This is a genomic window from Duganella alba, assembly GCF_009674495.1.
GTDB lineage: Bacteria > Pseudomonadota > Gammaproteobacteria > Burkholderiales > Burkholderiaceae_D > Rugamonas > Rugamonas alba.
Window position 1 is genome coordinate 221,123 of record NZ_WKJN01000006.1, and the last position, 23,354, is coordinate 244,476.

The 23,354-nt window shown below is 64.1% G+C and carries 20 protein-coding genes; 12 read left to right on the forward strand and 8 right to left on the reverse strand.

The window, feature by feature from the left end:
- Positions 1-21: 21 nt before the first annotated feature.
- From GJ695_RS08380 to GJ695_RS08390, 3 genes are read left to right on the forward strand one after another with little or no spacing between them, the layout of a single operon-like run.
- Positions 22-750 (forward strand): gluconate 2-dehydrogenase subunit 3 family protein, encoded by a 729-nt coding sequence (locus GJ695_RS08380; protein ID WP_154363719.1) that lies wholly within the window; start codon positions 22-24, stop codon positions 748-750.
- A gap of 4 nt (positions 751-754) precedes the next feature.
- Positions 755-2,530, forward strand: coding sequence for a GMC family oxidoreductase (locus GJ695_RS08385; RefSeq protein ID WP_154363722.1), 1,776 nt, complete (start codon positions 755-757; stop codon positions 2,528-2,530).
- A gap of 12 nt (positions 2,531-2,542) precedes the next feature.
- The gene (locus tag GJ695_RS08390; protein WP_154363724.1) at positions 2,543-3,889 is read left to right on the forward strand and encodes a cytochrome c; all 1,347 of its coding nucleotides are present in this window, start codon (positions 2,543-2,545) and stop codon (positions 3,887-3,889) included.
- Here GJ695_RS08390 and GJ695_RS08395 read toward each other — a convergent pair.
- Both GJ695_RS08395 and GJ695_RS08400 read right to left on the reverse strand, forming a co-directional pair.
- Complete coding sequence (locus GJ695_RS08395; protein ID WP_154363725.1) at positions 3,789-4,550, reverse strand: PEP_CTERM-anchored TLD domain-containing protein; 762 nt, start codon at positions 4,548-4,550, stop codon at positions 3,789-3,791. The two genes, GJ695_RS08390 and GJ695_RS08395, sit on opposite strands and share 101 nt — an antisense overlap.
- 101 nt (positions 4,551-4,651) lie before the next feature.
- Positions 4,652-5,548 (reverse strand): LysR family transcriptional regulator, encoded by an 897-nt coding sequence (locus GJ695_RS08400; RefSeq protein ID WP_154363726.1) that lies wholly within the window; start codon positions 5,546-5,548, stop codon positions 4,652-4,654.
- A 101-nt stretch (positions 5,549-5,649) separates the two neighbouring features.
- On the opposite strand from GJ695_RS08400, the gene GJ695_RS08405 reads away from it, so the two are divergent.
- The 5 genes from GJ695_RS08405 (at position 5,650) to GJ695_RS08425 (ending at position 12,882) form a co-directional block, all read left to right on the forward strand.
- Positions 5,650-6,432: a TauD/TfdA dioxygenase family protein gene (locus tag GJ695_RS08405; protein WP_154363729.1), complete on the forward strand. Its 783-nt coding sequence runs from the start codon at positions 5,650-5,652 to the stop codon at positions 6,430-6,432.
- A gap of 345 nt (positions 6,433-6,777) precedes the next feature.
- Entirely contained in the window at positions 6,778-10,278 is a 3,501-nt protein-coding gene (locus GJ695_RS08410; RefSeq protein WP_154363731.1) for a response regulator, read from the forward strand.
- A 2-nt stretch (positions 10,279-10,280) separates the two neighbouring features.
- Positions 10,281-11,099: a CheR family methyltransferase gene (locus GJ695_RS08415; RefSeq protein ID WP_154361303.1), complete on the forward strand. Its 819-nt coding sequence runs from the start codon at positions 10,281-10,283 to the stop codon at positions 11,097-11,099.
- 2 nt (positions 11,100-11,101) lie between these two features.
- Positions 11,102-11,704 carry a chemotaxis protein CheB gene (locus tag GJ695_RS08420; RefSeq protein ID WP_154363733.1) on the forward strand — a complete coding sequence of 201 codons (603 nt, stop codon included), beginning with the start codon at positions 11,102-11,104 and terminating at the stop codon, positions 11,702-11,704.
- The gene (locus tag GJ695_RS08425; protein WP_154363735.1) at positions 11,704-12,882 is read left to right on the forward strand and encodes a hybrid sensor histidine kinase/response regulator; all 1,179 of its coding nucleotides are present in this window, start codon (positions 11,704-11,706) and stop codon (positions 12,880-12,882) included. Before GJ695_RS08420 ends, GJ695_RS08425 begins: the two co-directional genes overlap by 1 nt.
- Before the next feature lie 138 nt (positions 12,883-13,020).
- On the opposite strand, the gene GJ695_RS08430 is transcribed toward GJ695_RS08425, so the two are convergent.
- The 6 genes from GJ695_RS08430 to GJ695_RS08455 form a co-directional block, all read right to left on the reverse strand.
- The gene (locus GJ695_RS08430; RefSeq protein WP_229260293.1) at positions 13,021-13,407 is read right to left on the reverse strand and encodes an EF-hand domain-containing protein; all 387 of its coding nucleotides are present in this window, start codon (positions 13,405-13,407) and stop codon (positions 13,021-13,023) included.
- Between the two features lie 134 nt (positions 13,408-13,541).
- Positions 13,542-14,012, reverse strand: a complete 471-nt coding sequence (locus GJ695_RS08435) for a nucleoside deaminase (RefSeq protein WP_154363739.1) — start codon at positions 14,010-14,012, stop codon at positions 13,542-13,544.
- Complete coding sequence (locus GJ695_RS08440) at positions 14,009-15,004, reverse strand: aromatic ring-hydroxylating dioxygenase subunit alpha (RefSeq protein WP_154363741.1); 996 nt, start codon at positions 15,002-15,004, stop codon at positions 14,009-14,011. The genes GJ695_RS08435 and GJ695_RS08440 overlap by 4 nt, the downstream gene beginning before the upstream one ends.
- A 2-nt stretch (positions 15,005-15,006) precedes the next feature.
- On the reverse strand, positions 15,007-16,083 hold the full coding sequence (locus GJ695_RS08445) for a BMP family ABC transporter substrate-binding protein (protein WP_154363743.1): 1,077 nt from the start codon (positions 16,081-16,083) through the stop codon (positions 15,007-15,009).
- A gap of 36 nt (positions 16,084-16,119) precedes the next feature.
- Positions 16,120-16,968, reverse strand: coding sequence for an outer envelope protein (locus tag GJ695_RS08450; protein ID WP_154363745.1), 849 nt, complete (start codon positions 16,966-16,968; stop codon positions 16,120-16,122).
- Between the two features lie 118 nt (positions 16,969-17,086).
- Entirely contained in the window at positions 17,087-17,800 is a 714-nt protein-coding gene (locus tag GJ695_RS08455) for a GntR family transcriptional regulator (RefSeq protein ID WP_154363747.1), read from the reverse strand.
- Between the two features lie 219 nt (positions 17,801-18,019).
- Between GJ695_RS08455 and GJ695_RS08460 the strand changes: the two genes are divergently transcribed.
- From GJ695_RS08460 to GJ695_RS08475, 4 genes are all read left to right on the forward strand, one after another.
- Complete coding sequence (locus tag GJ695_RS08460; protein ID WP_154363749.1) at positions 18,020-19,564, forward strand: ABC transporter ATP-binding protein; 1,545 nt, start codon at positions 18,020-18,022, stop codon at positions 19,562-19,564.
- Complete coding sequence (locus tag GJ695_RS08465; protein WP_166455018.1) at positions 19,551-20,627, forward strand: ABC transporter permease; 1,077 nt, start codon at positions 19,551-19,553, stop codon at positions 20,625-20,627. The genes GJ695_RS08460 and GJ695_RS08465 overlap by 14 nt, the downstream gene beginning before the upstream one ends.
- Positions 20,624-21,550: an ABC transporter permease gene (locus GJ695_RS08470; RefSeq protein ID WP_154363751.1), complete on the forward strand. Its 927-nt coding sequence runs from the start codon at positions 20,624-20,626 to the stop codon at positions 21,548-21,550. Before GJ695_RS08465 ends, GJ695_RS08470 begins: the two co-directional genes overlap by 4 nt.
- A 108-nt stretch (positions 21,551-21,658) precedes the next feature.
- Positions 21,659-23,320: a methyl-accepting chemotaxis protein gene (locus tag GJ695_RS08475; protein ID WP_154363753.1), complete on the forward strand. Its 1,662-nt coding sequence runs from the start codon at positions 21,659-21,661 to the stop codon at positions 23,318-23,320.
- The last annotated feature ends 34 nt before the right edge of the window (positions 23,321-23,354 follow it).

The window sequence follows — 23,354 nt, forward strand, 5'->3', positions numbered from 1 at the left end:
AGTCAAACAGAGGAGAAGAAAATGTCTGACGACACACAGTCGCCATCCCGGCGCAATCTTATCAAGAGCATGGTGTTCATCCCGATCGGCGCGGCGGCCACCACCGGCGTGGTGCGCGCACTGTCGCCGGCCACCGCCGCCGACGCCAACGCGCCCGAGGGCAAGCCGGACGCCTACACGCCGGCTTTCTTCAACCAGGTCGAGTGGAAGTTCCTCAACGCCGCCGTGGACCGCCTGATTCCGCATGACGAGCACGGCCCCGGCGCCATCGAGCTGGGCGTGCTGGAATTCCTCGACCGCCACATGCAGACGCCCTACGCCACCGGCGACATCTGGTATATGCAAGGCCCGTTCGTCAAGGCCGCGCCGGAGTTCGGCTACCAGGGCAAGCTGGGCCTGCGCGACATCATCCGCGTCGGCATCAAGAACGTCGACGGCTATTGCGCCTCGCAGTTCGGCGGCAAGGCGTTTGCCGATCTGGACCGCAAGCAGCAGGAGGAAATCCTCAAGGGCTGCGAAGGCGGCAAGCTGAAGCTGGAAGACATTTCGGCCAAGCTGTTCTTCACCAACCTGCTGAATGAAGTGCGTAACGGCTACTTCGCCGATCCCAAGCACGGCGGCAACAAGGGCATGGGCTCGTGGAAGATGATCGGCTATCCCGGCATGCGTGCCGACTATCTGGACTGGGTGGAAGTCCGCGACAAACCATATCCGATCGGCCCCGTCGATCTGGCTGGACGCAGAGGTTAAGACTATGAGTATCGTAAAAAACAAAGTAGACGCCGTCATTGTCGGCATGGGCTGGACCGGCGCCATCATGGCCAAGGAACTGACCGACGCCGGCCTGAGCGTGGTGTGCCTGGAACGCGGCCCGGACCGCGACACGCAGCCGGACTTCGCGTATCCGCGCGTGGTCGACGAGCTGGAAGGTTCGGTGCACCGCAAGTACCTGCAATCGCTGTCGAAGGAGACGGTGACCATTCGCCACAACATGAGCGACACGGCCGTGCCGTATCGCCAGATGGGCTCGTTCAAGCCGGGCACCGGCGTTGGCGGCGCAGGCAGCCACTGGTCGGGCTGCCATTTCCGCGCGTTGCCGGAAGACTTCAAGGTGCGCTCCAACGTGGAACAGCGTTACGGTAAGAAATTCATCCCGGCCGGCATGACGATCCAGGATTTCCCGGTCACCTATGAAGACCTGGAACCGCACTTCGATCACTTCGAATATGTCTGCGGCACCTCCGGCAAGGCCGGCGTGCTGAATGGCCAGAAGGTCGAAGGCGGCAATCCCTTCGAAGGCTCGCGCTCGCGTGAATTCGCGCTGCCGCCGAACCCGAACTACCTGGGCGCCGAGATGTTCTACAAGGCCGCGCGCGAGATGGGCTACCACCCGTATCCGATTCCGGCATCGAACGCTTCCGGCCCGTATGTGAATCCCTACGGCTGCCAGATGGGACCGTGCAACTTCTGCGGCTTCTGCTCCGACTACGGTTGCCTGAACTACTCCAAGGCCAGCCCGAACGCCTGCATCATGCCGGTGCTGCGCGGCCGCAAGGGCTTCGAGCTGCGCACGCTGGCGCAAGTGTTGAAGGTCAACCTGACCGCCGACAAGAAGAAAGCCACCGGCGTCACCTATCTGGATGCGCAAGGACGCGAGACCGAGCAGCCGGCCGATCTGGTGGTGCTGTGTGCATTCTCGCTGTTCAATGTGCACCTGATGCTGTTGTCGGGCATCGGCGTGCCGTATGACCCGGTCAGCAACACCGGCACCATCGGCCGCAACTACTCGTACCAGAACTTGAACCGCGTTTCGCTGTTCTTCGATGAAACCGTGCACGCCAACCAGTTCATGGGCATCGGCGGCGGCGGCACCACCATCGACGACTTGAACGGCAACCAGAACGACAGCACCAAGTCCGGCTTCATCGGCGGCGGCCTGGTCTGGGCGCGCCAGCCGGGCGGCGGTCCGGTGCGCGGCATTGCGACCGCGCCGGGTGTGCCGAACTGGGGCAGCGGCTGGAAGAAGGGCGTCAAGGAGGCCTTCCGCCATTCGTTCTACTACGAGGTGCAGGGTTCGTGCATGTCCTACCAGGACGCCTACCTGAGCCTGGACCCGACCTACAAGGATGCCTTCGGCCGTCCGCTGCTGCGCATGACCTTCGACTGGCACGACAACGAGGTCAAGGCCTCGCAGTACCTGGTGGAGAAAGCGTCGGACATGTGCAAGGTGCTGGGGCCGAAAGCCATCAAGGGCGACGCCAAGAAGGACGGCGACCACTACAACGTGACGCAGTACCAGTCGACCCACACCTGCGGCGGCGCCATCATGGGCTCCGATCCGAAGACCTCGGCGCTGAACCGCTACCTGCAGTCGTGGGATGTGTCGAACGTGTTTGCGCCGGGCGCCAACGCCTTCCCGCAAAACAACGGCTACAACCCGACCGGCATGGTCGGCGCGCTGACCTACTGGTGCGCCAAGGCGGTCCGCGAGCAGTACTTGAAAAACCCGGGCCCACTGGTCCAGGCTTAAGGAGACGACGACATGAGCAATGTTAAAAAAGGAATCGCGGTCGTCGCGGCGGTGGCGGTGGTTGGCGTGGTGGCTGCATTCGCCTATGCCAAGCAGGCGACTGCCACCAAGGACATCGGACCGGGTGCGGAGAATCTGGCCACGCCTAGCGCGCAATTGATCGAGAAGGGCCGCTACCTGGCCGTCGCGGCCGACTGCGTGGCTTGCCACACGGCGCCGAAAGGCCAGCCGTTTGCGGGCGGCCTGTCGATGGCGACGCCGATCGGCGCCATCCACAGCTCCAACATCACGCCGGACAAGGCCACCGGTATCGGCAACTACAGCCTGAACGACTTCGACCGCGCCGTGCGTCACGGTATCGCGCAGTCGGGCGACACGCTGTATCCGGCGATGCCGTATCCGTCCTACGCCAAGGTGACCGACGACGACATGCGCGCGCTGTATGCGTATTTCATGCACGGCGTGCAGCCGGTGTCCAAGCCCAACCTGGGGCATGACATCGCCTGGCCGCTGTCGATCAACTGGCCGCTGGCGATCTGGCGCAAGACGTATGCGCCGGCTGTTGAACCGCTGGTGTTGAGCAAGTACCAGGGCGAAGCGCTGGCGCGCGGCGCTTATCTGGTGCAGGGCCTGGGCCATTGCGGCGCCTGCCACACGCCACGCGCATCGACCATGCAGGAGCTGGCGCAGGACGAGTCGAACCCGGCTTACCTGTCCGGCGGTCCGGTGATCGATGGCTGGCTGGCGGTAAACCTGCGCAGCAATCCGGCTGGCGGCCTCGGTCGTTGGACCGAGCAGGACATCATCGATACGCTGAGCAAGGCACGCAACGCGCATTCGGCGGTGATCGGCACGCCGATGGCCGATGTGGTTGCGCACAGCACGCAGGAGATGTCGCCGGAGGATCTGAAGGCCATCGCCGTCTACCTGAAGTCCCTGACGCCGGGGCCGGATGAGAAGGCGCGCTATGCGGTCAGCGATGTCACGGCCAAGGCCTTGAAGGCGGGGCATGACGACACGCGCGGTGCGCAGCTGTATCTGGACAACTGCGCGGCCTGCCACCGTTCGGATGCGACTTCCAACGCCAAGGTGTTCCCTGCGCTGGCTGGCAATCCGAGCGTGCTGTCGGATGATCCGACGTCCTTGATCCGCCTGGTGCTGGCGGGCAGTTCGCTGCCTTCCACCAAGGGCGCGCCATCGGCGCTGGGCATGCCGGGCTTCGCCTGGCGTCTGTCGGACGACGAGGCGGCGCAGCTGGTTACCTTCGTGCGTCAGAGCTGGGGTAACCAGGCGTCCGCTGCGGATGCCGGGCAGGTGGCCAAGATCCGCAAGCTGGTCGACGCCGAAGCGAAGCACTAAGCAGCAAGGCCGCGAGTCCCGCCAGCAGCAGCAACGCTGGCGGCGGCTCCGGCACCACGGCCGCGCTGATGGTGAATACCTCCAGCGCGGCCAATTCCATGTTCGGCGCGTCCAGCGTGCCGTCGACGATGGAGCGCCCGCGATTGGCGGCGCCGCCATACGACCATCCCCCCAATGAAAATACCTGCGACAGATCGGCGGTGACGCCAAGGTCCGGCCCCAGCGGCATGGCGCCGAAGGTCGGGCCGTCAAAGTAGCGGTTGTAGGTTTGCACCGGGCCGCTCTGGCGCCACAGCACATCGTCGCTGAGGTTGAAGATGAAGGCGCTCCAGTCGCGTGGATCGGCGGTGTAGTGGGCGCCGTTGCTGCTGTCCCAGCTTTGGGGATTGTAGCCGCCGATGAGTTTCCAGCTGCCGTCGCCGGCCCGCGCGCGCATCAGCGAGAAGGTCGGTCCCTGGTTGTCGGCCGCCGCGTGGAAGTCGACGCCGATGTCGCCTGGGTCTTTGCTGTAGATATTGGTCAGCGTCAGGCTGCCGTCGCCAAGCCAGTGTTCCAGCGTGCCGAGGTCGCTCGTACCCAACAGCTGCGAGCCGCCGACGATGACGCCGCCCTGTGCCCACAGCGGCAGGCACAGCAGTGCAATCGCCAGCAGTCTGTTCATCGGTCACCTCCGCCTGTCCAGTGTAGGCGGTGGCTTGCGCTGCCGCGCGCCGCTTTGCGTGCGGCCTGCGGCGGCTCAATGATGCGGCGGATTACGGGAACTTATTCCAATGACTCCGCCAGCATGTCGGTGAACACGCGGATCTTCGAGGCGCCACGGCGGTTGGCCGGGTACACCGCGTAGATGCCGACGTCCATCTCGCCGGGATTGGCCTGGTATTCGGTCAGCACGGCCACCAGCTTGCCGTCCGCCAGATCCTGCTGGATCAGCCAGCCCGGCAGCAGCGCCAGGCCGAGGCCGCCCAGCGCGGCCTGGCGCAGCATGTCCGAGTTGTTGACGTGCAGGCTGCCGCGCACTTCCACTTCGGTGGCCAGGTCGCTGTTGCGCAGCCGCCAGGTCGAACGGCTGGCGCCGTAGGCGAACAGCAGGCAGTTGTGCTGGCCCAGATCGTCCGGCGTCCGCGGTGCGCCGTGCGCGGCCAGGTAGGCCGGGCTGGCGACGATGTGGCGCTGGTGGCCGGCCAGCTTGCGCGCGATCAGGTTGGGCTGCTGCTCCGGGTTGCCGATACGGATGGCGACGTCGATCGCTTCATCGACCATATTGGTCAGCGCGTCGTTGAGGCGCATGTCCAGTTCCAGCTTCGGATAGCGGCGCGCCAGTTCCGGCAGCAGCGGGGCGATGTAGCGGATGGCCAGCGTGACCGGGGCGGCGATGCGCAGCACGCCGGCCGGTTCGGCGTCGCGCCCGGAGGCGGCATCGTCGGCTTCGTCGAGCGAGGCGAGGATTTGGGTGGCGTGGTCGAAGTAGCCGCGGCCGCTGTCGGTGAGGGTGATGCTGCGCGTCGAGCGGTTCAGCAGCGGTGCGCCGATGCGCTGTTCCAGCGCGTCCACCAGCCGCGTCACCGAGGAGGTGGCCACGCCAAGCTGGCGCGCGGCGGCGGAAAAACCGCCGTTGCTGGCCACCAGGCAAAACGCTTTCAATTCGGCAAATCTATCCATGTATTGCGCCTTACGCAAAGGTGTGTGCGAATTTGCCCATATTATCAGCAGAACGCGGTGGGATTATAGTGATTTCATACTTAAATTGCTTTGGAGGTTGTATGAATATCACCCCGCTCCCTGTAGGTTTTGGCGCTGAAATCGATGGTTTCGATATGCGCGAGGCTGATGACAGCATGGCTGAACAGCTGCGTGCCGCGCTACTGCAATATGGCATGCTGGTGATTCGCGGCCAGTCGTTCACGCCGCCGGAGCAGATCGCCGCCAGCCAGCTGTTTGGCAGCCTGGAGACTTTCCCGACCATGCGCGGGCAGTTGAACGGCTTGCCGGAGATCTTCCGCGTCGCCAGCCGGCCGGAGGATGGCCATGTCGAGGTGGGTCGCTACTGGCATTCGGACGGTTCGTTCCGCGAAGATCCGACGCCGATCAGCTTCTGGTATTCGGAAGTGCAGTCGGAGGAGGGCGGCGACACGCTGTTCACCGACTTGCAGCGGGCGTATGCCGAGTTGCAGCCGGAGATACAGCAGGAATTCGCCGGCCTGACGACGGCGCACCGCAATGGCGTGGTGCATCCGCTGGTGCTGCGTCATCCGAAAACGGAGGTGCCGGCGCTGTACCTGAACATCGGCCTGACGGCGGGCGTGCTGGGCTACAGCCCCGACCATTCGCGCGCGCTGATGGAAGCGGTGGACCGTCACTACTCGCGTGACGGCGCCACCTACCGCCACCACTGGCTGCCGGGTGACGTGGTGGTGGCCGACAACCTGCACGTGGCCCACAAGGCAACGCCGATCACGCCGCAGACGCGCCGCATCCTCAACCGCACCACCATCCGCGCCGACGGCGTCATCTGGGCGAATGGTGTGCAGAAACAAGCCGCTTAGCGATTCATCTCAAGCAGTGGCAACAGCGGAAACCTTAGTCTGTGGAGGTACCTAACACGTGATTAAGGTTTCTGCATGAGTTCATGCGAGCAGATATCAAGAAAAATTTGCGATCCAACGAAAAAAATGACTACTCGTGGGCGGTTGATTTTCTGCGTGAAAGTGACGTTGTGGAAAGTTGCTTTGGCGGAAACCTTGCCATCTCCGATTGGAACAGCGCACAGTTTGTAGAATAGGTTTGCATGAGGGGATATGTTATTTCCCTCACGCACAATTGAAATGTGGTCTGGAAAAGCTTGTGTTTGAGATAAACTCTTCGCTTCTCAAGCTATTCTGGCCCAGACCATGCCAAACTCTTCCATGCTGGACGACCGCGGGTTCCGTCGTATTCTCGTTCGCAATGTCACGCTGCCGCTGGCGGCTGGGGTCGTCAGTGCCGGCGTTTTCATCGTGTTGCTTGCTTATTTGATCACGACCATGAACTGGGTCGAGCACAGCGAACGGGTGATCGGCAATGCCAACCAGATCGGCAAGGAGATGGTCGACATGGAGACTGGCTTGCGCGGCTATCTGTTGGCCGGCGACGAGTCCTTCCTGCAACCCTACGTGGTGTCCAAGCCCAAGGTCGCGTCCAATGTCGATGGCTTGATGAAACTGGTGGAAGACAACCCGGTCCAGGTCGATCGCCTGCGCACCATCCAATACCAGCAGCAGCAGTGGGATCTGTATGCCCAGGAAATGATCCGCCTGCGCGGCGCCAACGGCGACGTCACCGGGCCGGTCAAGACCGGCCGCGGCAAAACCCAGTTCGATGAGATCCGCCGCCAGCTCGATACCTTTGTCGCCGCCGAAGTGCGCATGCGCCAGGACCGCAATGACGAGGCCCGCTCCGTCACCACCTGGGTGGCGGTGATCTATCTGATCCTGACGCTGGGCGTCGGCGGCATCCTGGCCTGGTTCGGGCGCCGCGAGCTGACCGGCCTGTCACGCGTCTACACCAAGGCGCTCGATGAACACGCCGAGCATGCCCAACTGCTGCAACAGCAAGCCTGGCTGCGTACCGGCCAGAGCGAGCTGGCGCAACAGGGCATCGGCCAGTTCGCGCTGCCGCAATTGTCGGCGGCGCTGCTGCATTTCCTGGCCAGCTATATGGGCGTGGTGGTCGGCGCCCTGTACCAGCGCGGCGCCGACGGCAGTTTCCGCCGCGTCGCCTCCTACGGTCTGAGCGCCGAATGGGAGCAGCGTGACCAGCAACTGAAATCGACCGAAAGCCTGGTGGCGCAAGCCGCGCTGGAACGCCGCGTGATCCGCCTCGACCAGGTGCCGGCCGGCTATCTGCAATTCAGCTCCGGCCTGGGTTCGGGCGAACCGGCCAGCGTGCTGCTGGCGCCGGTCGACAGCGACGGCGAGATCAACGGCGTGGTGGAACTGGGCCTGCTGCGTCCGATCACCGCGCGCGACGTCGATCTGCTGACGCTGGTGAAGGGCAATATCGGCAGCGCCATCGAAGCCAGCCTGTCGCGCCAGCGCCTGCAGGAAGTGCTGGCCGAAACCCAGCAGCTGAACGAAGAATTGCAAGTACAGCAGGAAGAACTGCGCACCGCCAACGAGGAACTGGAAGAACAGTCGCGCGTGCTGGAAGAATCGCAGGCCAGCCTGGAAAACCAGAAAGCCGAACTGGAACAGACCAACGAACAGCTCAACGAGCAGGGCGTGGCGCTGGACCAGAAAAACGCCGAACTGCAAAAAGCCCAGTTGGACCTGGAAGAGCGCGCCCGCGACCTGGAGCGCGCCAGCCAGTACAAATCGCAATTCCTGGCGAATATGTCGCACGAGCTGCGTACGCCGCTCAACAGCTCGCTGATCCTGGCCAAGCTGCTGTCGGAAAACGCGCTGGGCAACCTGAACGACGAGCAGGTACGCTTCGCCAACACGATTTACTCAGCCGGCAACGACCTGCTGAACCTGATCAACGACATCCTCGACATCTCCAAGGTCGAAGCCGGCAAGCTCGACCTGGTGCCGGAAAACCTGTCGATCCGCCATGTGGCGGAAGGCATGGCCATGGTGTTCGAGCCGCTGGCGCAGCAGAAGAAGCTGGCGTTCCAGCTGCAAGTGGCCGACGGCGTGGCCGAGCACATGGTCAGCGACCGCCAGCGCATGGAGCAGATCCTGAAAAACCTGCTGTCGAACGCGCTAAAGTTCACCAGCAGCGGCCAGATCACGCTGACCGTGCAGCCGGCCGCGCATGGCGCGGTGGCGTTCTCGGTGCAGGACACCGGCATCGGCATCCGCGCCGAAGACCAGCAGGCGATTTTCAACGCCTTCCAGCAGGCCGATGGCACCACCAGCCGCAAGTACGGCGGCACCGGCCTCGGCCTGTCGATCTCGCGCGACCTGGCCCAATTGCTGGGCGGCGCCATCAGCCTGGTCAGCGAACCGGGCAAGGGCAGCTGCTTCACGCTGACGCTGCCGATCGCCTGGACCTCGCCGGAGCCGGGTCCGCGCGCCGGCAGTTCGACCAGCCCGGCCACGGTGGACACCGGCTTTGAGCTGGCGCCGCAAGTGGCCACGCCGGCCCCGGCGCCCGCACCGGCGCCATCGCTGCCGCGCGCCTTCGACGACGACCGCGACCTGGTGGCCGAAGCCGGCACGCCGCGCGGCCGCCTGGTGCTGGTGGTGGAAGACGACGCGCCGTTCGCCCGCATCCTGTACGACCTGGCGCACGAAAAACAATACCAGTGCCTGGTCGCCTTCGACGCCGACGAAGGGCTGGCGCTGGCGCGCCAGTACAAGCCGGATGCCGTGCTGCTCGACATCCGCCTGCCGGACCGTTCCGGCCTGTCGGTGCTGCAACTGCTGAAGGACGACGCCCAGACCCGCCACATTCCGGTCCACGTGGTCTCCGGCACCGAGAACGGCGAAGCCGCGCTGCACCTGGGCGCGATCGGCTTCGCATTGAAACCGACCACGCGCGAACAGCTGATGGAAGTGTTCCGCCGCATCGAAACCAAGCTGACGCAGAAAATCAAGCGCGTGCTGCTGGTGGAAGACGACGACCGCCAGCGCGACAGCGTGGTCCAGCTGATCTCCGATAACGACGTCGAAATCGTCGCGGTCGGCAGCGGCGAGGAGGCGCTGGCGCTGCTGCGCACCACCATCTACGACTGCATGATCATCGACCTCAAGCTGCCGGACATGCAGGGCAACGAACTGCTGCAACGCATGGCGGGCGAATCGCTGGCGGCGTTCCCGCCGGTGATCGTCTACACCGGCCGCAACCTGTCGCGTGCCGAAGAAGCCGACCTGCACAAATATTCGCGCTCGATCATCATCAAGGGCGCCCGTTCGCCGGAGCGCCTGCTGGATGAAGTGACGCTGTTCCTGCACAAGGTGGAAGCCGACCTGTCGAGCGAACGCCAGCGCATGCTGAAGACGGTGCGCTCGCGCGACCGCGTGTTCGAAGGCCGCCGCATCCTGCTGGTGGACGACGACGTGCGCAACATCTTCGCCCTGACCAGCGCGCTGGAACAGAAAGGCGCACTGGTGGAAGTGGGCCGCAACGGCTTCGAGGCGCTGGAAAAACTCGACACCGTGCCGGACATCGACCTGGTGCTGATGGACGTGATGATGCCGGGCATGGACGGCCTGGAAGCCACGCGCCGCCTGCGCGACGATCCGCGCTTCGCCCGCCTGCCGGTGATCGCCATTACCGCCAAGGCCATGAAGGACGACCAGGAACAATGCCTGGCCGCCGGCGCCAGCGATTACCTGGCCAAGCCGATCGACCTGTCGCGCCTGTACTCGCTGCTGCGGGTCTGGATGCCGAACGGTGAGCGGAGTTAACCATGCATCACAGCGACACCGATATCGAGCTGAAAATGCTGGTGGAGGCCATCTACCTGAAATACAGCTACGACTTCCGCGACTACACCGGCGCCTCGCAAAAGCGCCGCGTGCTGCACGCGCTGAAGGAAATGGATTGCGACAGCATCTCGGCGCTGCAGGCGCGCGTCATTCACGAGCCGGCCGCCTTCAGCCAGCTGCTGCAATACCTGACGATACCGGTCACCTCGATGTTCCGCGATCCGACCTACTTTGCCGCGCTGCGCGAGCATGTGGTGCCGGTGCTGCGCACCTATCCGTCGCTAAAGATCTGGATCGCCGGCTGCAGCACCGGCGAGGAAGTGTATTCGATGGCCATCCTGCTCAAGGAAGAAGGCTTGCTGGAACGCAGCATGATCTACGCCACCGACATCAATCCGCAATCGCTGGAAAAGGCGCGCCAGGGCATGTTCCCGCTGGATGCGATGCGGGAGTACACGCAGAACTACCAGCAGGCTGGCGGCACCCGCAGCTTTTCCGATTACTACACGGCGGCCTACAACGCCGCGCTGTTCGACAAGTCGCTGTGCGAAAACGTCACCTTCGCCGACCACAGTCTGGCGACCGACTCGGTGTTTGCCGAGACCAATCTGATCAGCTGCCGCAACGTGATGATTTATTTTAAGAAGCGCTTGCAGGAACGCGCCTTCGGCCTGTTCCACGAGTCGCTGTGCCATCGCGGCTTCCTCGGCCTGGGCAGCAAGGAGAGCATCGACTTCTCCGCCTATGGACCGAGTTTCGAGCCGGTGATGAAGCGCGAACGGCTGTTCCGCAAACGTTGATCATGGACACTTCCGCTATCCAGAAAGCATTGGCCGGACGCTCGGTGGAAGCTGTGGTGATCGGCGCCTCCGCCGGCGGCGTCGGTGCGCTGCTGAAATTGCTGCCGGGACTGCCGGCCGACTACAGCTGCGCGGTGGTGGCGGTGCTGCACATCCCGGACGGACGCCAGAGCCATCTGGCCGGGGTGTTCCAGCAGCGTATGAGCTTGCCAGTGCGCGAGGCGCGCGACAAGGAAGAAGTGGCGTCCGGGACGCTGTATTTCGCCGGTTCGGGCTACCATCTGTCGGTGGAACAAGACCGTTGCTTCTCCCTGAGCTGCGAGGCGCCGCTGCATTTTGCGCGGCCGGCGATCGATTATTTGATGTCCTCGGCGGCCGACGCCTATGGCGCCGGCCTGGTCGGCATCCTGCTCACCGGCGCCAACCACGATGGCGCGGCCGGGCTGGCGGCGATCAGCGCGGCCGGCGGCCTGACCGTGGTGCAAGACCCGCATGAGGCCGAAGTGCCGACCATGCCGAAGGAAGCGATCCGCCTGCACGCGCCGGATCTGATTTTGCCGTTGGATGAGATTCACACCCTGTTGATGATGCTGGAGAATAAGTAATGCAAGACGCATCCCCCACCAAGCTGCTGATCGTTGACGATCTGCCGGAGAACCTGCAAGCACTGAACGCTGTCATTCGCGGCGAGGGGCGCGAGATCTTCCAGGCCGGGTCCGGCGAAGAAGCGCTGGCGCTGCTGTTGCAGCACGACTTCGCGATCGCCATTCTCGACGTGCAGATGCCGGGCATGGACGGCTTCGAGCTGGCCGAGCTGATGCGCGGCACCGACAAGACGCGGCAGATTCCGATCGTGTTCGTGACGGCGGCCGGCAAGGAGCTGAATTACTCGTTCAAGGGCTACGAGGCGGGCGCGGTGGACGTGCTGTACAAGCCGCTCGATCCGCGCGCGGTGAAGGGCAAGGTGCAGGTGTTCGTGGCGCTGTACGAGGCGCGCGAAGCGATGCGGCGCCAGGTCGAGGCGCTGGAAGCGGCGCGTCAGCAGCAGGCGGCGACGCAGGCGCAGCTGGAGCGCGCGCTGGTGATGCGCGATGAATTCATGTCGATGGTGTCGCACGAGATGCGCACGCCGCTCAATACCTTGTACCTGGAAACCCAGTTGCGCAAGATGCAGCTGGAGCGCGGCAATATGGCGGCGTTTGGCGCCGAGCAGTTGCAGCGCATGGTGGCGCGGGATGACCGGCAGATCCAGAGCATCATCCGCTTGATTGACGATATGCTGGATGTGTCGCGGATTCGTAGCGGGAAGTTGTCGTTGCGGCCGGGCTGGGTGGAGTTGTCGGGGCTGCTGCGGCGCGTGGTGCATGATTTGACGCCGCAGGCGACCACTGCCGGCGCGACCCTGTCGCTGGAGGCGGGCACGCCGGTCAGTGGCTGGTGGGATGAGTTCCGTATCGAGCAGATCGTGGTCAATTTGCTGACCAATGCGATGCGGTATGGTTGTCAGCAGCCGATCAGCGTGACGCTGACGGTGGAGCAGGACTGGGCGCGCATTGATGTGCGCGATTGCGGTCCGGGCATAGCGCCGGAAAACCAGGCCAAGATTTTTGAGCCGTATGAGCGTGGTGTCGGGACGGATGTGCCGGCGGGGTTGGGATTGGGGCTGTACATCTCGCGCCAGTTGGCCGAAGTGCACGAAGGCACGTTGACGCTGGAAAGCAAGCCGGGCGAAGGTTCGGTGTTCAGCCTGACCCTTCCCCGTCGCGACGCCCCACCCCAGTAACCCGGCAATATGGGGTAGCGCTAGCTTGCACCGCCGCCGTGCGCATCCGCAGTAGGGCTTGCGGTACCTGCGCAACCCGCACACCGCTGCGGCCAGGGTCAGACCCCGTACGGGGTCTGACCCTTTCGTTTGGGGGTACTAACGGGAGTTCGCCTCTTCACGGCGTTGAATCAGATAGGCCTTGAGATCATCGAAGCTCACGGCGCCGCGTTGCGCGGTATCGATATGGTCGAAGTTTTTGTCGACCACGGTCAACCCCGCCCGCTGCGCCTCATCGCGGCTCAGCGTACCACTACCATCCACATCCGCCGCCTCAAACCGCTGCTTGAGCTTCTGCATCGGCTGATACCGCAGCAACGCCGTACCATTCGAAGCCTCACGCAACGGCTTGCGCAGCGCCGGCGGCAGATACGGCTCGCCCGCCCGCATCGCGGACGGGGTGTCCGGCTGCGGCGCCTGGGCGCTGGCATACGATGCGGCCGCGAGTCCCGCTGCGGTCAAGAGGGTGAATTGCAAAAGCTTCATGGTTGTCTCCCCGCATCGTGAATGATGCATGGCTAGGGAGCTACTGTGATCCGATTGCGCGAATTAATCAATCCAGTTTCATCGCTACTTACACCTCGTGTCGCCCGGAAACATCACTTAATCGCGGAACTTTGCTACTTTTGCCAGAAATTAGCGTGCGCCAGCCGCGCTTCGTCCTCGCGCACCGGTCCGATGACTTCCGTCGGACGCTGGCCGGCCGCGAACACGGTACGGCATGGCAGCGACAAGGTCGGGTTTTCGGGATCGCTGCCGGTCAGTTCCAGCAGGCTGGCTTCCGACATCGCATACACCACCCGCCCCACGCCGCTCCAGTAGGTGCCGCCGCTGCACATGGCGCATGGCTCGGCGTTGGCGTACAGCGTGGCGCCGGCCAGTTCGGCCGGACTGTAACGCTGCGAGGCGAGGCGCAGCGCGTTCATCTCGGCATGCGCGGTGCGGTCGCTGCTGGAAGCGTTCATCGCTTCCGAGATCACCGTGCCGTCGGCGGCCACCACCATGGCGGCGAAGGGATGATGGCCTTCGTCGCGCGAGCGCTGCGCCAGGGCCAGCACGCGTGTCAGGAAGGCGTCGTCTTGTGCGTTCATCGTAAAACTCCGTAATGCAAATTCTGCTGCTTGAGATAACCGCGGTAGGCCAGCGACATGCGGTCGCACGCCACCGACACTTCGGCGCCCGGCGTCAATGGCAGGCGCGCCGGATGCTGGCTTTCCAGAATCGGCTGGTCCTGCAGGAAGATGGTGTCCTGGAAGGCGCGCAGCGCGTCGTCGCTGGAGGTGAAGTCGTTCAACGCCATGACGATCCACACGCGGGTGGTGGTTTCGGTCAGCGGCTGAAGCAGCAGCGCGATCGCTTCGCGGATGCTGCCCGGCGGATGCTTGGTGAGGATGGCCGTCAGCGGCCGCACCACGCGGTAGGTGTATTCGATATCGCTGCCGCCGGTGGCGGCCTTGCTGGCCTGCGGCTGGAAGGCGTAGCACTGCTTCGCCCACACGCCGCTGCCGTATTCGGCATCGTCGAACGTTTCGACGGTGTAGTCGGGAATGACGGTCTGCTGTCTGTCGCCCAATATGCCTTCGTGCACAAACGCGAAGTGCGCCATGTCGAGGAAGTTTTCGACGATGCGCGGAGCGCTGCTGCTTACATCGTAGGGACCACACCAGACCTTGCGCAGCTGGTCGTCGGCGAATTCGGGAAACGCCGGCGGCCCGGCATGCGCTGGTGTGCCGAGGCACACCCACGCCAGTCCATACCGCTCCTGCACGCGGTACACCGCCACCTGCGCCTTCAGCGGCGCGTCAGGCAGCGCCGGGATGCGCGTGCAGCGGCCCTCCTTGCCGAAGCTCCAGCCGTGGTAAGGGCAGGTCAGCGTGTCGTCGTGCAGCGTGCCCATGGAAAGCCGCGTGCCGCGATGCGGACAGCGGTCTTCCCATGCGTGCAGCACGCCGCCGCTGTCGCGCCACAACAGCACGCGCGTCTCCAGCAGATCGGCGGCCAGCATCGGGGAGCCTTCCCCCGCGGCCGGGATCTGCGTGGAGAGCGCGACCGGATGCCAGTCGTTCAGCAGGACCGGGTCCATGCTTACTTCGGAATGGTGCCTTCCACGCCTTGCACGTAGAAGTTCATGCCCATCAGATCCTTTTCAGGCGCCTTGACGCCGGCGGCGTACTTGACGGCGCCCGACTGGTCCTTGATCGGGCCGGTGAACGGCGCAAAGGTGCCGGCGGTCAGCGCGGCCTTCTTGTCTTCAAACGCCTTCACCGCATCGGCAGGCACCACGGCATTAATCTTCGACATCTTGACCATGCCTTCCTTCAGGCCACCGTGGTAGGCGCCGGTTTTCCAGGTGCCGGCGATGACGGCTTTGGCGGTGTCGATGTAGTAGCCGGACCAGTCGTTGGTGGCGGCGGTCAGGTGCGCTTTCGGCGCGAACTTGGACATGTCCGAATCCCAGCCGAAGGCGTACACGCCTTTTTCCTGCGCCACCTGCAGCGTGGCCGGCGAGTCGGTGTTCTGCGCCATCACATCGGCGCCTTGCGCCACCAGGGTTTCCGCCGCCTGGCGTTCCTTCGCCGGGTCGTACCACGAGTTCACCCAAATGACCTTGGTCTTGATTTTCGGGTTCACGCTCTGCGCGCCGAGCGTGAAGGCGTTGATGTTGCGGATCACTTCAGGCACCGGGAAGGAGGCGATGAAGCCCAGCGTGTTCGACTTGGTCATCTTGCCGGCCAGGATGCCGTCCAGGTACGCGCCTTCATACAGGCGCGACTCGTAGATGCCCATGTTCTTGGCGGTCTTGAAGCCGGTGGCGTGCAGGAACACCACGCCTGGCGTGGACTTGGCGACTTTCTCGGTCGGGTTCATATAGCCGAAGGAGGTGGTGAAAATCAGCTTGTTGCCTTCGGCGACCAGCTTGCGGATCACGCGTTCGGCGTCCGCGCCTTCCGGCACGTTTTCCACGTAGGTGGTCTTGACCGCGGCGCCGAGTTCCTTTTCCATCGCCAGGCGGGCCTGGTCGTGCGCGTAGGTCCAGCCGGCGTCGCCGACAGGGCCGACGTAGACGAAGCCGATTTTCAGCGGGTCTGCTGCAAACGATGGGGCTGCGGCGAAGGCGGTGGCGACAGCCAGGGCGGCCAGTACTTTGCGACGATTCATCATACGGTTTCCTTTGCGTGTAATAAGTAAGAAGCGAAGTTAGAAGTGGTATTCCGCGCGCACCATCGGCGTTTTGGCCGTGGCGCCTGGAACGGTGCGATCCGGGTTGCCGAATTTGTTTTTCCAGTACTGGTACTCGACGCCGATCTTGAAGGTGTTCTTCGGCGTGCCGAGCGTTTCGCTGATGTCGTACATGATCTGCATGTCGATATTGGTCTCCGGCGCGGTGCCGCCGCCGAATTCATTGGTGCCCTTGCCGGTGATGAAGTTGGCGTAGCCTTCGAACGACAGCGGAATACCGACGTTGAACGGAATGCCCCAGGCGCCGGTCAGCATGGCGTGGGTCTTGTACGCGTAGCGCGGCGTGGCCTGGTTGGTGAAGGTGTTGTACGGGGCGTTGGATTCCCAGATCGCCAGCAGGCTGATGTCGAGGAAGCCCGGCACGTCCATCATCAGCGTCGGGCCGGCGACGACCATGCGCTTCTTGGAGTTGTAGCCGGCGTCGGTTTTGCTGTTGAAGTCAAAGCCGGCGGTGGCGCCGACGCCGCGCACCGGGCCGAAGGCGTAGCTCTTGTTGAAGATCTTGCCGAAGTCCAGCGTGTGGCGGTACACCACGTAGGCCTCGTGCGCGCCGCTGTTGGAACCGGCCGCCGATGGATCGAGCTCGGACGACATCAGCAGGTCGATGCTGAAGAAGTTCTTGCCGTACTTGTAGCCCGAGACGCTGCTCAGGTTGACGATGTTCTTGGTGATGTCGTTGTCGTTGAATGGCTCGGCGAACTTGGTGCCGTAACGATAGCTGAGCGAGGTGTCGGTCCAGTCGGCGGCTTGCGCGGTGCAAGCGAAGAGCAGGGCGATGGCGGCGGTGAGGCGGACGAGATTTGGCATTGTTGAACTCCGGTTGGTGAGGTTTGAAAGCACTTTTTTTGTATCCAATTAGTTTTAATGTTGGATTCAATCTCGTCTACCTCTTTAGCAATATACGGGCCAGTTCGGGGCCAACTATTTAAAAACCTGACAACGCTTCGGCTAGATTAACTTTCTTGTCCTGCTCCGCCAGCCGCAGGCGCGCTTCGATTTCCAGCAGGTGATGTTCGATCAGGTGCGTGGCTTCCTTCACTTTTCCCTGCTCGATCAGCGTGACCAGATCCTGGTGTTCATCGTTCTCGCACATGGCGCTGCCGGGCGTTTCATAGAGGGCGATGATCAGCGAGCAGCGCGACACCAGTTCCGCCATGAAGCGCTGCAGCACGTGGTTGCCGGCCAGTTGCGCCAGCAGCAGATGGAACTCGCCGCCCAGTCGTATCCAGCCGGCGCGGTCGCCGCTGCGGCGCGCCGCATCTTCCGCCGCCAGGGCTGCGCGGATCTGCTTCAGCGATTCCGGCGTGGCGTGCTGTATCACCAGCGGCACGATCTCGCGTTCCACGGCACGCCGCGCGGCGAAAATGTCGCGCGCTTCCTGCGGCGTGGGCGAGGCGATCACCGCGCCGCGATTGGGCCGCAGCTCGATGATGTGATCGTGCGCCAGGCGTTGCAGCGCCTTGCGCACGGTGGTGCGGCTGACGTCATACAGCTCGCAGAAATCCGCCTCGCCCAGGTGGGTTCCGGGTGGCAGGCGGTGACTCATGACGGCATTGACTACCGCTTTGTAAATGCGCATGTCGATGGCGGTGGTACCGCGCTTGACGACAGCTTGATCGGCTTTGCGCTTGTCAGGCATTGATGGCTCCCATTGTCAGTGATGCTATCCGCTATAAAGCAGGAAGCGTGCTAAGTCGTATACAAAGTTGTGCACACGCTGTGCACGCTTTTGGGATGTACAGCATCCCTCTTTGGTGCAGGGCGCCGCCAAAATAGCGCAGATGCCGCACGGCGCGCGTGGCACGCTAATTGCGTCTGCTGCGGTATCTGATTTGTATACGATGAAGGGAACGCGCCGATGACTGAACCGCGCTTGCAGATGCTCGGCATCTCCAAGATTTATCCCTCGGTGGTGGCCAACGCCGACGTGAACCTGACCGTGATGCCCGGCGAGATCCACGCCGTGCTGGGCGAGAACGGCGCCGGCAAGAGCACGCTGATGAAGATCATCTACGGCGTGGTCAAGCCGGACGACGGCCAGATCATGTGGGAAGGCCGCCAGGTGCATATCCATTCGCCGCACGACGCGCGCAAGCTGGGCATCGGCATGGTGTTCCAGCACTTCGCCCTGTTCGAGACGCTGACGGTGGCCGAGAACATCGCCCTGGCGCTGGACGACAAGGTGTCGCCGGCGGCGCTGGCGCCACGTATCAAGCAGGTGTCCGAACAATATGGCCTGCCGCTCGATCCGCAGCGGCTGGTGCACAGCATGTCGGTCGGCGAACGGCAGCGGGTGGAGATCGTGCGTTGCCTGCTGCAATCGCCCAAGCTGCTGATCATGGATGAACCGACGTCGGTGCTGACGCCGGACGCGGTGCTCAAGCTGTTCGAGTCGCTGCGCCGCCTGGCGGCGGAAGGCGTCAGCATCCTGTATATCAGCCACAAGCTAGATGAAATCCAGTCGCTGTGCGACAAGGCCACGGTGCTGCGCGCCGGGCGCGTGTCTGGCACCGCGCTGCCGAAGGAGGAAAGCGCGAAGTCGCTGGCGGAACTGATGATCGGCCGCGAGCTGCCGGTGTGCGTCAACACGCCGCGCGAGCCGGGCGAAGTGCTGCTGACGCTGGACCGGCTGAATGTGCAAAGCGCGGATCCCTTCGGCACGCGGCTGAAGGACATCAGCCTGTCGCTGCGCAGCGGCGAGATCGTCGGCATCGCCGGCATTTCCGGCAACGGCCAGCAGGAGCTGCTGAAGGCCATCTCCGGTGAACGCACGCTGCATCTGCGCGAAGGCACCATCCGCCTCGGCCAGCAGGACGTGGGCGCGCTGAACGCGGCGCAGCGCCGCCAGCTGGGTCTCGGCTTCGTGCCGGAGGAGCGGCTGGGACGCGGCGCGGCGCCCGAGTTGTCGCTGGCGGACAACGCGCTGCTGACCGGCTACGTGCCCGCCGCGAAGACCGGCATGGTCAAACAAGGCCTGATCCAGCGCGCCACGGTGCGCTTGTTTGCGCACCGGGTCATCACCCGCTTCAAGGTGAAGTGCGGCGGCGACCTGTCGGCGGCGGCCAGTCTGTCGGGTGGCAATCTGCAAAAATTCATCGTCGGTCGCGAGATCATGCTCGGGCCGAAGGTGATGATTTTCGCCCAGCCCACCTGGGGCGTCGACGTCGGCGCGGCCATGCTGATCCGCCAGGCCATCATCGACATGCGCGACCAGGGCGTGGCGGTGCTGGTGCTGTCCGAGGAGCTCGACGAATTGTTCATGATGAGCGACCGCATCGCCGTGCTGGCCGATGGCCGCCTGTCGCGCGCGGTGCCGGCCGCCACCACCAGCATCAATGAAATCGGCGTCTGGATGAGCGGCGATTTCGATTACCAGGGAGCTCCAGATTATGTCCAGGCTTGAACGACGTCCCGAACCATCGCGCCGCATGATGCTGGCGTCGCCGCTGATCGCAGCGGCGGCCATGCTGTTCACCGGCTCGCTGTTGTTCTTCTTCATCGGCCAGGAGCCGCTGCATGCGTTCTACGTGTACTTCGTCAAACCATGGACCACCTTGTACGGCGTGGGCGAGCTGCTGCTGAAGGCGACGCCGCTGATCCTGTGCGGCGTGGGCCTGGCGATCGGCTTCCGCGCCAACGTCAACAACATCGGCGCCGACGGCCAGCTGACCATCGGCGCGATTGCCGCCGGCGCCGTGGCGCTGTACTTCGACGACGTGCAGGCGTGGTGGGTGCTGCCGCTGATGCTGCTGGCCGGCGCGGTGGGCGGCATGCTGTGGGCGGCGATTCCCGCGCTGCTGCGCACGCGCTTCAACACCAGCGAGATTCTCGTCAGCCTGATGCTGGTGTACGTGGCGTATCACTTGCTGAGCTATCTGGTGCACGGGCCGATGCGCGACCCGGCCGGCTTCAACTTCCCGCAGTCGAAGATGTTCAGCGACTCGGCCACCTTGCCGCTGCTGGTGGAAGGCTTGCGCGTGAACGCGGCGTTCATCCTGTCGCTGCTGGCCGCCGGTGCGGCATGGTTCTTCTGCCAGCATACGTTTGCCGGCTACCGCATGCAGGTCAGCGGCATGGCGCCGGCGGCGGCGCTGTACGCCGGCTTCAGCGAACCGCGTAATGTGTGGCTGGCGTTCATGGTCAGCGGCGCGCTGGCCGGCATCGCCGGCGTCGGCGAAGTGGCAGGACCGCTGGGGCAGTTGCAGCCGTCGGTGTCGCCGGGCTATGGCTTTGCCGCCATCATCGTCGCGTATGTGGGGCGTTTGCATCCGCTGGGCGTTGTGCTGTCGGCGCTGTTGATGTCGCTGCTGTACATCGGCGGCGAAACGGCGCAGATCGAGTTGCAGGCGCCGTCCGCCATCACCGGCATCTTCCAGGGGCTGCTGCTGTTTTATCTGCTGGCGGCGGACCTGTTCATCCACTATCGCATCAAGCCGCACAAGCGCGCGGTAGGAGTCGCAGCATGATGACCACGGAATTGTTGATCGCCTTCCTCGCCAGCACCGCCGGCGCGGCCACGCCGCTGGTGGTGGCGTCGATGGGCGAACTGGTGACCGAACGGTCCGGCGTGCTCAATCTCGGCATGGAGGGCATGATGCTGGTCGGCGCGGTGGTCGGCTTCGGCGTCACGCTCGGCACCGGCAGCATGACACTCGGTCTGCTGGCGGCGGCGGCGGCGGGCATGCTGATGTCGCTGATCTTCGGCTTTCTGGTGCTGACGCTGCAAACCAATCAGGTGGCCACCGGTCTGGCCCTGACCTTGTTCGGTATCGGCGCTTCCGCCTTCATCGGCCAGGGCTTTGTCGGGCAGACGGTGGAGCGCATGCCCAACCTGCATTTCCCTGTGCTGTCGGACCTGCCGTTTGTCGGGCCGCTGCTGTTCCGCTTTGATGCGATGACCTATGCGTCGGTGCTGCTGGTGCTGGTGATCGGCTGGGTGCTGGCGCGCACGCGGCTTGGCCTGGTCATCCGCGCGGTGGGCGAGTCGCCGCACAGCGCGCACGCCATCGGTTTCAACGTCATCGGCCTGCGGTATGGCACGGTGCTGTTCGGCGGCGCGCTGGCCGGTCTGGGCGGCGCCTATCTGTCGCTGGCGCTGACGCCGATGTGGGTGGAAGGCATGACGGCGGGACGCGGCTGGATCGCGCTGGCGCAGGTGGTGTTCGCGACGTGGAAGCCGCGCGGCGTGCTGGTGGGCGCCTATCTGTTCGGCGGCGTGACGGTACTGCAGTTCCACGGCCAGGGCATGGGGCTGGCGATACCGTCGGAGTTTTTGTCGATGCTGCCGTATGTCGCGACTATCGTGGTGCTAGTGATTATCTGCCGCAATCCGCAGACAATCTTGCTGAACAAGCCAATGTCGCTGGGGCAGAACTTCAAGCCGGACTAGCGGGCTGTTGTAGCACATAAAAAAATTGTGCGCAATGCGACAATTGGTGATTTTCCCACGCGGGAAATGCTCTTATTCTTGACCTCAAATCCCATCGGAGGAGCGGTCATGCGAGTCAACAGCCCGGTTACGCAAAACGAATACATCATGGAGGATGGCAAAACCATCGTCTCCAGTACTGATTTGCAGGGCAACATCAATTACGCTAACCCGTATTTCATCGAGGTGAGCGGCTTCACGGAAGAAGAGCTGCTGGGCGCACCGCAAAACCTGGTGCGCCATCCGGACATGCCGGTCGAAGCGTTTGCCGACTTGTGGCGCACCATCAAGGACGGCACGCCGTGGACCGGGCTGGTGAAGAACCGCTGCAAGAATGGCGACTTCTACTGGGTGCTGGCCAACATCACGCCGGTGATCGAGAACGGCAAGCCGGTCGGCTACCTGTCGGTGCGCACCAAGCCGTCGCGCGAGCAGGTGCGCGAGGCCGATGGGCTGTACCGCGAAATCAAGGCCGGCAATCCGCGCCACCTGCGCATCGTCAAGGGGCGCGCGGTGTCGACCGGCGTCTTCGCGCGGCTGAAAGCCATGACCACGGCATCGCTGCCGGCGCAGATCGCGGCCGCCACCACCTTGCTGGTGGGCGTGCTGGCGGTGCTGGCGCTGGCTCTGCTGGTGATGGACGACGCCACCGCCGCCAGGGCGCACGGCTGGCTGGGCTGGGCCGCCGTGGTGGCGATGGCCGGCATGCTGGCCTTCGGCCGCAACCTGTATGTGAACGTGGCGCTGCCGTTGCGCCAGGCCACCAGGGCGGCGCGCATGATGGCGGGCGGCGACCTGACCGCGTCGATCGACGTCCAGCGCGACGATGAAGTGGGCCAGTTGCTGGCGGCGCTGCGGCAGACCAACATCAACCTGCACAGCATCATCGGCGACGTGCGCGCCAACTTCGACCAGATCACCGTGTCCACCGACGAAATCGCCGATGGCAATATGGATTTGTCGGGCCGTACCGAATCGCAGGCGTCCAGCCTGCAGCAGACCGCGTCCAGCATGGAGCAGCTGACCGCCACCGTGCAGCAGAGCGCCACCAACGTCGCCAGCGCCAACCAGCTGGCCGAGCGCGCGCGCGAAGTGGCGACGCAGGGCGGCAGCATCGTGTCGCAGGTGGTGGTGACGATGGGCGACATCAGCGCCTCGTCCAACAAGATCCTTGACATCATCGGCCTGATCGACGGCATCGCGTTCCAGACCAACATCCTGGCGCTGAACGCGGCGGTGGAGGCGGCGCGCGCCGGCGAGCAGGGACGCGGCTTTGCCGTCGTCGCCAGCGAGGTGCGCGGACTGGCGCAGCGCTCGGCCACGGCGGCCAAGGAAATCAAGGCGCTGATCGATACCTCGATCCAGAAAGTGCAGGCCGGCACCGCGCTGACCAACAGCGCCGGCGTCACCATGAGCGAGGTGATCGAATCGGTGGCGCGCGTGTCCAAGGTGATGGGCGAGATTTCCGATTCCACGCGCGAGCAGAGCAGCGGCATCGGCCAGGTCAACGAAGCGGTGATCAAGATCGACGACATCACGCAGCAGAACGCGGCGCTGGTGGAGCAGGCCGCCGCCGCCGCCGGCAACCTGGCGCAGCAGGCGCGCTGCGTGTCGCAGGCGATGGCGGTGTTCAAGCTGCAGCATGCGGCGAAGACGGCGCGCCGCGCGCCGGGCGGGCAGCCGTCGCGGCCGCCGGTCAGCGGCAAGCCGCCGCTGCAACTGCAGGCTTGATATGATGTCGCCTTCGACAGGCGACATGGACGGC